This is a genomic window from Janthinobacterium sp. Ant5-2-1, assembly GCF_001445815.1.
In the GTDB taxonomy this organism is placed as follows: Bacteria; Pseudomonadota; Gammaproteobacteria; order Burkholderiales; family Burkholderiaceae_D; genus Janthinobacterium; species Janthinobacterium lividum_E.
Genome location: NZ_LNCE01000079.1, coordinates 1 through 8,807, shown reverse-complemented (window position 1 = coordinate 8,807; position 8,807 = coordinate 1). Strand labels below are relative to the sequence as shown.

Annotated in this window: 10 protein-coding genes and 1 tRNA gene; 6 read left to right on the top strand and 5 right to left on the bottom strand. The window is 59.9% G+C overall.

The window, feature by feature from the left end; all coding sequences use genetic code 11:
* On the top strand, positions 1-1,074 hold a 1,074-nt coding region (locus tag ASN89_RS23270), incomplete at its 5' end, for an MFS transporter (protein WP_058050934.1).
* Positions 1,075-1,091: 17 nt separating this feature from the next.
* Here ASN89_RS23270 and yddG read toward each other — a convergent pair.
* Positions 1,092-1,997: an aromatic amino acid DMT transporter YddG gene (gene yddG, locus ASN89_RS23265; protein ID WP_058050933.1), complete on the bottom strand. Its 906-nt coding sequence runs from the start codon at positions 1,995-1,997 to the stop codon at positions 1,092-1,094.
* 176 nt (positions 1,998-2,173) lie between these two features.
* On the opposite strand from yddG, the gene ASN89_RS23260 reads away from it, so the two are divergent.
* From ASN89_RS23260 to ASN89_RS23255, 3 genes are read left to right on the top strand one after another with little or no spacing between them, the layout of a single operon-like run.
* On the top strand, positions 2,174-3,652 hold the full coding sequence (locus ASN89_RS23260; RefSeq protein ID WP_058050932.1) for a hypothetical protein: 1,479 nt from the start codon (positions 2,174-2,176) through the stop codon (positions 3,650-3,652).
* The gene (locus ASN89_RS28795) at positions 3,619-3,894 is read left to right on the top strand and encodes a hypothetical protein (protein ID WP_152988664.1); all 276 of its coding nucleotides are present in this window, start codon (positions 3,619-3,621) and stop codon (positions 3,892-3,894) included. Before ASN89_RS23260 ends, ASN89_RS28795 begins: the two co-directional genes overlap by 34 nt.
* 24 nt (positions 3,895-3,918) lie before the next feature.
* Positions 3,919-5,283 (top strand): hypothetical protein, encoded by a 1,365-nt coding sequence (locus ASN89_RS23255; RefSeq protein WP_152988663.1) that lies wholly within the window; start codon positions 3,919-3,921, stop codon positions 5,281-5,283.
* A gap of 333 nt (positions 5,284-5,616) precedes the next feature.
* Here the strand turns inward: ASN89_RS23255 and ASN89_RS23250 are convergent.
* From ASN89_RS23250 to ASN89_RS23235, 4 genes are all read right to left on the bottom strand, one after another.
* Positions 5,617-5,691, bottom strand: a tRNA-Val gene (locus ASN89_RS23250).
* A gap of 82 nt (positions 5,692-5,773) precedes the next feature.
* Positions 5,774-6,490: a DNA polymerase III subunit epsilon gene (gene dnaQ / locus ASN89_RS23245; RefSeq protein WP_058050930.1), complete on the bottom strand. Its 717-nt coding sequence runs from the start codon at positions 6,488-6,490 to the stop codon at positions 5,774-5,776.
* A 101-nt stretch (positions 6,491-6,591) separates the two neighbouring features.
* Positions 6,592-7,041 (bottom strand): ribonuclease HI, encoded by a 450-nt coding sequence (gene rnhA / locus ASN89_RS23240; RefSeq protein WP_058050929.1) that lies wholly within the window; start codon positions 7,039-7,041, stop codon positions 6,592-6,594.
* Positions 7,034-7,810 (bottom strand): class I SAM-dependent methyltransferase, encoded by a 777-nt coding sequence (locus ASN89_RS23235; RefSeq protein WP_058050928.1) that lies wholly within the window; start codon positions 7,808-7,810, stop codon positions 7,034-7,036. The genes rnhA and ASN89_RS23235 overlap by 8 nt, the downstream gene beginning before the upstream one ends.
* A gap of 19 nt (positions 7,811-7,829) precedes the next feature.
* Here ASN89_RS23235 and gloB point away from each other — a divergent pair, with 19 nt between their 5' ends.
* On the top strand, positions 7,830-8,639 hold the full coding sequence (gloB, locus tag ASN89_RS23230) for a hydroxyacylglutathione hydrolase (protein ID WP_058050927.1): 810 nt from the start codon (positions 7,830-7,832) through the stop codon (positions 8,637-8,639).
* A partial coding sequence (locus tag ASN89_RS29570) for a hypothetical protein (RefSeq protein ID WP_235502049.1) occupies positions 8,621-8,807 on the top strand: 187 nt, incomplete at its 3' end. The genes gloB and ASN89_RS29570, both read left to right, overlap by 19 nt.

The window sequence follows — 8,807 nt, the reverse complement described above, 5'->3', positions numbered from 1 at the left end:
CTGGCCATGGACGAACCGGTGACACGGATCGGCTATCTGATCTCCCTCTACGCCATGGGCATGGTCATCGGCGGGCCGCTGAGCACCATCGTCCTGCTCAAGCTGCGCGTGCCGAACAAGCAGGGGCTGCTGTGGCTGCTGGGCTTTTATGTCCTGGCCCAATCCGTCGCCGCCTCCGCCACCAGCTATGACATCCTGGCCGCCGCGCGGGTGGTCACGGGCGTGGCCGCCGCCACCTGCTTTGGCCTGTCCCTGGCGATCTGCGCCGATATCGTCAGCCCCAACGCGCGCGGACGCGCCGCCGCCGTCGTGATCGGCGGCCTCATGCTCGCTTCTGTGGTGGGCGTGCCGGTCGCCACGCTCATCGACCAGCACCTGGGATGGCGCGCCAGCTTCTGGCTGGTGGTGCTGCTCGCGCTGATGTGCCTGGCGCTCATCAGCGCACTGGTGCCGCCCTCAAAACCATCCGAAGTCGTCAGCCTCGGCAAGGAACTGGGCGAATTCCGCAACCGCCACCTGTGGGCGGCGTACGCCAGCAGCGGCCTCATCATCGGAGCGATTTTCGCGGCATTCAGCTACTTCGCGGCCATCCTGACGGAAGTTACCGGTTTTCCGGCGTCCGCTATCCCCTGGCTGCTGGGCGTCTACGGCGTCGCCAATGTAGTGGGCAATGGCGTGGTCGGCCGTTATGCGGACCGCTACACCACCGTCATCATGGCCTGGGGCATGGTCATTCTGAGCATCAGCCTGGCGCTGTTCGCCGTCTTTGCGCACGACAAGACCATCAGCGTTGCCCTGCTGGTCGTCACGGGCCTGGTCGGCATGTCGATGAATCCCGCCATCATCGCCCGTGTGATGAAGACCGCCCATCCGGGGCCGCTGGTCAACACCGTCCATACCTCGGTCATCAACATCGGCCTGGGCGCCGGCTCATGGCTCGGCGGCCTCGGCATCGCCGGCGGCTACGGCTTGCGCTCGCCGCTGTGGGTCGGTGTCGCGCTGGCCATACTTGGCCTCATCAGCTTGCTGCCTTACCTCGGGCACAGGCCGCGCGATTCGGTACTGTCGCATTAGCGGCTGGCGGCGCGGTCTTAGTTGCTGACCGGTTTGATGCGTCTGGCGCGCGTCGCCAGCCAGCACAGGATGGCGCCGCCGCACACCATCGCCGCGCCTTGCCAGAAAGCCAGCGACAGCGGCGTGCGCAGCAGCAGCGACGACAGCGCGGCAGACAGCACGGGGATGAAATACGAGGCGCCAGCCAGAATCGTGACATTGCCGTGAAGAATACCCACGTTCCACGCGGCGTAGCCAAAGGCCATGGCACCGGCGGCCAGGACCAGATAGATGATGGCCTCGGCAGTAAACGCCATGTTGCCGCCCCCTTGCAGCCAGTATTTGATCCACAAGCTGATGGAAACGAGGATGAAGAACAGGGTCACGCCGTTCTTGCCCTGCGCGAGGCGCGCCGTCACCGTGCAATACGCGGCCCAGATCAACGCGCCCGCAAAGGCCAGGCCATAGCTGAGCGGATTGCCGCGCACATTGGCCACGGTGCCGGCCAGGTCAACGCCCTGCTCGCCGCCCAGCACCCAGCAGATGCCGGCGACGGACAGCAGGAAGCCCGGCACGATCAATAAATTGCTCTTTTGCCCGTTGAACAGGATGGCCGCGACAATGGTGAAGGTCGGCCACAGGTAATTGACCATGCCCACCTCGATGGCTTGGCGCGCCGTGCTGGCATAGCCGATCGACAGAGCCAGGCACAGCTCATAGGTGACGAACAGCACGCTGCCCCAAAGCAGGTAGCGCCGCGGAAACTCGCTCAGCCTCGTATAGCCGACGGACAACAGCAGGAACACCGACGCCACGCTGTACATCATCGCTGCCCCGCCGGTGGGCCCCAGCAGGTCGCTGACACTGCGGATCAGCCCGATAATGGCGCTCCACAGCAAAATGGCGCCCAGCCCGGTCAAGGTGGCCTTGTTGGTGTTTTTCATGTGTATATCATTCAGGTGAGGCAATCAGACGCTCGGCGATACCCGCCAGGCGCCGGGCTTGCGAGACCATACACGGTGTCGTTCGCCAGGGCAATCTGCAGTGACAATTATTGAGATTTCATCAATTATTTGCGGATACTATGTCTTTCAATAACTAAACTTAAACAGGTGCATTCATGTCCGCTCCCAAGTTAGTGTCCGCCAGCCTCGCCGTCCTGTTCTGCGCCACCGCGGCCGCCGGCACGCCCGCCTACCAGCCCTTCCCCAAGGGCTATGGCTATCTGGAACCGGCAGAAACCCGCGCGCTGCAAACGGCGGTCAAGACAGGCGACAACGCCGTCGTGCGGGCGCACGGCTGGCGGTTGTGGGCCGGCATCATGCAGCCGGCCGCCAGCCTGGACTGGCCAGTCTGGTACACCTGGCCCAACGGCACTGACGCGTTCGCCGACACGGCGGCAGTGACCGGCACTGCGGCAACCGCCACGGCGGACGTGAAGCCAGCCAAACGCCGCATGGGTCGCCTGGGGGCGAGCACATTGACTCCCGTCAACCTGGAAAACACACCGTTTTACCGCATCCCGGAACAGGTCATCGCGGCGTATCCTGGCGCCATAGTCCGCACGACGGAAGGAGGGAAAGTCAAAATCAGCATCCGCGACGGCATCCACTTCGCCTTCAACGGCGATATCATGATCGCGACGGAATCGCTGAGCAAGGAAGCGCTCGCGTTCATCCGCGACCCGAAACAGCCCGTCTACAAGCAAAGCACGCTCGACGCCCTGTACAGCAAGGACGATCCGGCCAAGCGCGTGCATAATCTGAATGCGCCAGCCAGCTATGTCGTGACCAAGCACATGTATTGGCCCGTGAAAGCCAGGGGCCTGACCGCCTTGCCCGTGTGGCACGACGACTTCAGCGCCAAATATACCGGTTATGCGGGCTACGAACAGTGGCATACGGCCGTCGCCATCGACCCGGACGGCAAGCAGGTCGGCCGGATGGCCAAGGTCAGCTACCTGCATGGCGTGTACAAGCACGATACCACCACGCCATGGCCCCTCATCACCAAAGCCGCCAAAGTATATGGCTTGCAAGACTTCTACCACCACAAGGTGAGCGAAGCCGACTGGGCCAGTTTCGACGAAGCCGACAAGGCCATCATCAACGCCGCCAGCTACTGGCTGAACGGCCAGCCATTCGGCGCCGGCGACTATCTGGTCACCGTCGCCATGCACATCAATACCAAGGAAATTCCCAGCTGGGGACTGCAAAGCGTGTGGTGGTCGGATCGTCCGGACAGCATGCCTTATGCCGCCAACCGTCCCGCCGGCCTCCAGGCCCGGGGACCGTGGAAACACTATCTGCTGACGGAAGCCTACGGCATCCCGGAAAAAGGCAACCCGGATCTGCTCCCCGTCGCCACCAACCCGTACATCGAACTGGTGACGCACCCGGTCGGCACCAGCTGCTACACCTGCCACGCCAACGCAGGCTGGCCAGCCAGTTCGCAAGCCATGACACCAGGCGTGGCCAGCTATCAAAATCCAAAGTGCCCGAACCTGCGCGCCTCGCTCAACCCCAAGAGCTCCTGCCTGGCGCTCTTCACCCTCACGGATTTCCAATGGATCATCCCGGATCGGGCGGTGGGCAATTAGCATACGCAACAATTGCCGCCTCCCGGATTGATGCCGGGAGGCGCATCCTGACGATTCAGGCCGCCTCCCCGAACAGTCATCTTGTCGCGGCAATTATCGGCATGAACAGCTTCGCCCTCACCGCTCGCTACGGCACGCTGGCGGCAATGTCCCGTCAAATGACCGTTGACACAAAATTATTCACCCCCTCTGTGTCGGGATCGTTGTCGCGTCGCCTGATTTACCGTAGGATTGCCAAATAGCATACTTATTGAACGCGATCGCGATTGCTTACCAGACAAGGAGCACATCCTGCACTGGAGGCTTTACATCCTGCGTCCAAATACACCGCGATTGAAATCGCCGACCAGAACACACTTTCAAGAAAAACAATGCGAAAACCTCGTTCCATAATTATTTTTACCATGTTGGCCAGCTTGGCCATGCCTGTATTGTCGGCCGATAAGCCGCTATCTTTGCCAGACCGCTTGGCCGCCCTTCGCACGACTATCGCAGTCGATCATGGAAAGATGGTTGGTCCAGGCGCGGCAACATTGATGGACGCGGGTCTGGAAAGCCAATTCGTACTCATCGGTGAGGACCATGGCATTGCAGAAATTGCGCATTTTTCGGCGGCATATTTTGAAGAATTGGCAAGTCAAGGATTTACGACGCTTATTGTCGAAAATGGGCCGGCTGTTGCCGATGCTTTGGAAAAAACATTGAAGTCCAATACTGGCGTCGCTGGCATAGCAGCATTTAATCAGGCATATCCCGTCGCTACTGCTTTTTACAAGTGGCAGGATGAAGCGCAATTCCTGGCCCGTATCGCTAAAGCCGCCGGACCATCGTTCCAATTAGTGGGAATGGATCAGGAACTCATGGGCGCTTCGAAATATTTGCTCGACCAAATGGCGGCGCAACCGCTTGGTCCTTTGGCGAAATCAAAAGTCGAGGCCTTTCGCAAGCTTGAAAGCGACGACTATCGCCGAGCGTCGGAAAGCGGAGACCCAAGAGAGCTTTTCATGGTCAAAATCAAAGAAGAAGAATTATTCGCGTTACAGAAGCTGCTCACAACACCCAAGGAAATGCCCGCCCTGGCGATGTTAAATTCCTTGATTGAAAGCCGCAGCATTTATATTAAAAACATGACTCCGGGACAAGGGTATTCGTCGAATACACAGCGTGCCAGGCTAATGAAGCAGTATGTGACCAGCCATTTGACGCTTGCGCCCGCACAGCGAATGCTGCTGAAAGCCGGCGCAATTCATGTATTCCGAGGTTATAACCCGCTTGGTGCCGGCAGCCGGGAGATCGGCAATTATTTGGCTGAATATGCGGAAGGCCGCGGACAAAAATCGCTGCATGTGTTGGTGCTGGCTTCCAAAGGCCAGCAGGCGCAATTTGCTGGCATTGGGCGCGCGTCGGCTACCACAGAAATCGGAAAAGTCGATACCAAATCCGCCATGGCTGGCGTATTGCCCTTCTTTGCCGCAGCGAAAGAGCATAAGGAATGGTCATTGTTCGACGTGCGCCCCTTGTTGGGATCGGCTAAATCCCTGGCGAACGGAGACAGCAGTGTCCAAGGCATGATTCAGGGCTACGATTTTGTACTGGTCATTCCCGATGGGAGCGCAACGTCGGACCTGTGACAATATCGCCATCGGTCATCAGCCAAGCGCTGCCGATATTGCGTCATGATGGCTCGGCCTGAATCAGGACGATGTCCCGAACGGCGATCCAGGCAACTCGCGCCCACGGGAAGGACACAGGAATTGGCATGCCGTCAGCGTGCCTTTTTCCACCTGTGCCACAACGCTCAGTTTCAAAGCCAGGCTGTAATCTCGCTGACTGCGTCGAAACCCTTGCTCCACCGGACACTCCTTCTCTGTCGCGAAAAAGTGTCGACTTATTCCAGGATGGGTCACACGCAATAAAAAAGCCGACCACATAATGTGTCGGCTTTAATATGTCTTGCGAATTCTTGGTGGGAAGTGCAAGTTTCGAACTTGCGACCCCTGCAGTGTGAATGCAGTGCTCTACCCCTGAGCTAACCTCCCGAAGCGAGGCGAATTATCGCATAGGTGTTGCGGCATCTGCAAGGGCTGGCAAGAGGAAATTTGCCATGCCCGGCTTTTTTTCTCAGGCGGCCGCTGGGGGCGCCGTGACGGCGGTCCAGATGCACTGGCCTTTGGCGGCCTTGTCGAGGCCGGCGATGGTGGCTTCGTGGGCGGCCAGTTCGTCGGCCGTGGCGCTCTGGAAGATGACTTCGGCCAGGGGCACGATTTCCAGCACGGCGCCGTCCGCGGCCACTTCCACTTCTTCTTCCATGCTCAGGCTGTTTTGCCCGCGCGTCATGGCCAGGTAGACGTCGGCCAGCAATTCCGAGTCGAGCAGCGCGCCGTGCAGCTTGCGGTGGGCGTTCGAGACGCCGTAGCGGTCGCACAGGGCGTCCAGCGAGTTGCGCTTGCCCGGATGCATTTCCTTCGCCTGTACCAGGGTGTCGATCACGCCAACCACTTGCTCGTGGACTGGTGGCAGGTTCAGGCGCTTGAATTCCGCGTTCAGGAAGCCGATGTCGAACGGGGCGTTGTGGATGATCAATTCGGCGCCGGCGATGTAGGCACGGAACTCGTCGGCGATTTCCGCGAATTTCGGTTTGTCGCTGAGGAATTCCGTCGTCAATCCGTGGACGGCCAACGCGCCCTCTTCCGAATCGCGCTCCGGATTGATGTAATGGTGGAAATTATTCCCCGTCAACATGCGGTTGTTCAGCTCGACCGCCCCGATCTCCAGGATGCGGTCGCCCGTGCGCGGGTTCAGGCCGGTGGTTTCAGTATCGAGAACAATTTGACGCATGGTGAATTCAGTCTTAAAAGCAAAAAGCGAAGGGCACAGTATAGCAAACCTGTGCCCTCCGGTTACGTCCCGCCCGCTGCTGCAGGGCAGAAATTTAGTTCTCAGGCACGTACCGTTTCCACGCCCAGGTTGGCCAGTTGATCGGCCCGCTCGTTGCCCGGATGGCCATTGTGGCCGCGCACCCAGCGCCACTCCACTTCGTGCACGGCCTGGGCGATGTCGAGCGCCTGCCACAGGTCGACGTTCTTGACGGGTGCCTTGGCCGCCGTTTTCCAGCCGCGCGCCTTCCAGCCGTGGATCCATTCGCTGATGCCCTTCTGGACATACTGGCTATCGGTATACAGCACCACCTGGCAGGGACGTTTGAGCGCCGTCAAGGCTTCGATCACGGCCTTCAATTCCATGCGGTTATTCGTCGTATTCAGTTCCCCGCCATAAATTTCTTTCTTGGCGCCATCGGCCACCATCAGCGCACCCCAACCGCCTGTACCGGGGTTGCCCTTGCATGCGCCATCGGCGTAAATCTCTACCTTGTCTTCAAACTTAGCCATCTTGCTGTTCCCGCCTTTTATTCGTGACCGGTGCGCCTGCGGGCGCCGTCGCCGGTTTCTTGGTCCACGCCGGACCGATCAAACGCATCCCTTTGACGCGCTTGATCGCCTGCACTATATACACTGCGCCCAGATATGGCCACCAGCGCGCACCGGCCTTGTCCATGAAGGCGTTACGGCGCAGCCATTTTTCTGTCCTGCAGGCAGGTGCGTAGCAGCCGAAGTAACTTTGGCTGACGCCCATGTTGAGCAATTTTAACCAGTCTTTCATGCGCGGCATAGAGATCAGCTCGCCTGCCTGCGGCAGGTAATGGCGTCCCGTGACCCGTCCCAGGCCCTGGCGCATGCCCCACAGGCTGGCCGGATTAAAGCCGCAGACAATCACGCGCCCTTCCGGGATCAGCACACGCTCGACTTCGCGCAAGACCTGGTGCGGCTCGGCGGCAAATTCGAGTACGTGCGGCAAGACCACCAGGTCCAGGCTTTGCGAGTCGAACGGCAGCTCGTCGAAGGCCGACACGAGGGTCGGGCGGCGACCCTGCGGCAACTGCAAAGGCAGGCGCGCATCGAGCAGCCATTTGTTCGGCATGCGGTTGGCGGCCAGCGCGTCGAGCTGGGGCAAGCCGATCTGCACGGCATTAAAACCGAAGATGTCGACGGTCAGGCTGTCGAGGCATTGCTGCTCCCAGGCGCGCACGTACAGACCGGCCGGCGTCTGCAGCCAGCCGTCAAGCGCTATAATGGATTTTTTGGATGCCGCACTGTCCATTCAGTTTTCTCTTTTGCTCATGACACACTCCCCTGAACACGCTTTATCGGTACTTGCCGTGCCCGCCTTTGCCGACAATTACCTGTGGCTGATCCATGACGGCCGCCACGCCGCCGTGGTCGACCCCGGCGACGCGACGCCCATCCTCGATGCGCTGCAAGCCCATCAGTTGACCTTGTCCGCCATTTTACTCACGCATCACCACGCCGACCACACGGGTGGCGTGCCTGAATTGTTGCAGCATTTCGCCGTCCCCGTCTTCGGCCCGCGCAATGAGGCTATCACAGCCATCACGGAACCGCTTGCCGAAGGCGATGTCGCCCACGTGCCCGAGCTGGGCTTGCAGATGAGCGTCATCGACGTGCCCGGCCATACCAAGGGCCATATCGCCTACGTGCGCCAGCGCGACGAGCGCAGCGGCGCGCCGTGGCTGTTTTCCGGCGACACCCTGTTTGCGGGCGGCTGCGGCCGACTGTTCGAAGGCACGCCGGGCCAGATGGCCGATTCGCTGGGCAAGCTGGCCGCCCTGCCCGACGATACCGAGGTATTTTGCGCGCATGAGTACACCTTGTCCAATTTGCGCTTTGCCAACGCCGTCGAGCCGGGCAATGTGGCCTTGCAGGAACGCATCGCCATCGATACGGAAAAGCGCCAGCAAGGTTTAGCCACCGTGCCGTCGACCATTGCCCTTGAAAAGGCCACGAATCCCTTCCTGCGCTACCGCGAACCGGCGATCCTGACCAGCCTGAAGGTGGAAGGCAAGCTGGCCACCGATGCTTCGCCCGTAGAAGCGTTTGCCGCGCTACGGATGTGGAAGAACAGCTTTTAAGCTTCTTTTTCCAAAAAGAAAAATCCCGGCGGCGCCATCAGGCACCGCCGGGATTTTTTATTGATCTATTTGATCAGGATCAGATTTCCTCGTACAGCGGCAAGGTCAGAAATTCGGCGAACGATTCCGACGTCGACATTTCCTCGAAAATCTGGCCGGCGCGTACAT

Excerpts from the sequence above, each read along its gene's own strand:
- yddG (WP_058050933.1), bottom strand. The coding sequence starts at position 1,997 with ATGAAAAACACCAACAAGGCCACCTTGACCGGGCTGGGCGCCATTTTG.
- ASN89_RS23260 (WP_058050932.1), top strand. The coding sequence starts at position 2,174 with ATGTCCGCTCCCAAGTTAGTGTCCGCCAGCCTCGCCGTCCTGTTCTGC.
- ASN89_RS28795 (WP_152988664.1), top strand. The coding sequence starts at position 3,619 with ATGGATCATCCCGGATCGGGCGGTGGGCAATTAGCATACGCAACAATT.
- dnaQ (WP_058050930.1), bottom strand. The coding sequence starts at position 6,490 with ATGCGTCAAATTGTTCTCGATACTGAAACCACCGGCCTGAACCCGCGC.
- rnhA (WP_058050929.1), bottom strand. The coding sequence starts at position 7,041 with ATGGCTAAGTTTGAAGACAAGGTAGAGATTTACGCCGATGGCGCATGC.
- ASN89_RS23235 (WP_058050928.1), bottom strand. The coding sequence starts at position 7,810 with ATGGACAGTGCGGCATCCAAAAAATCCATTATAGCGCTTGACGGCTGG.
- gloB (WP_058050927.1), top strand. The coding sequence starts at position 7,830 with ATGACACACTCCCCTGAACACGCTTTATCGGTACTTGCCGTGCCCGCC.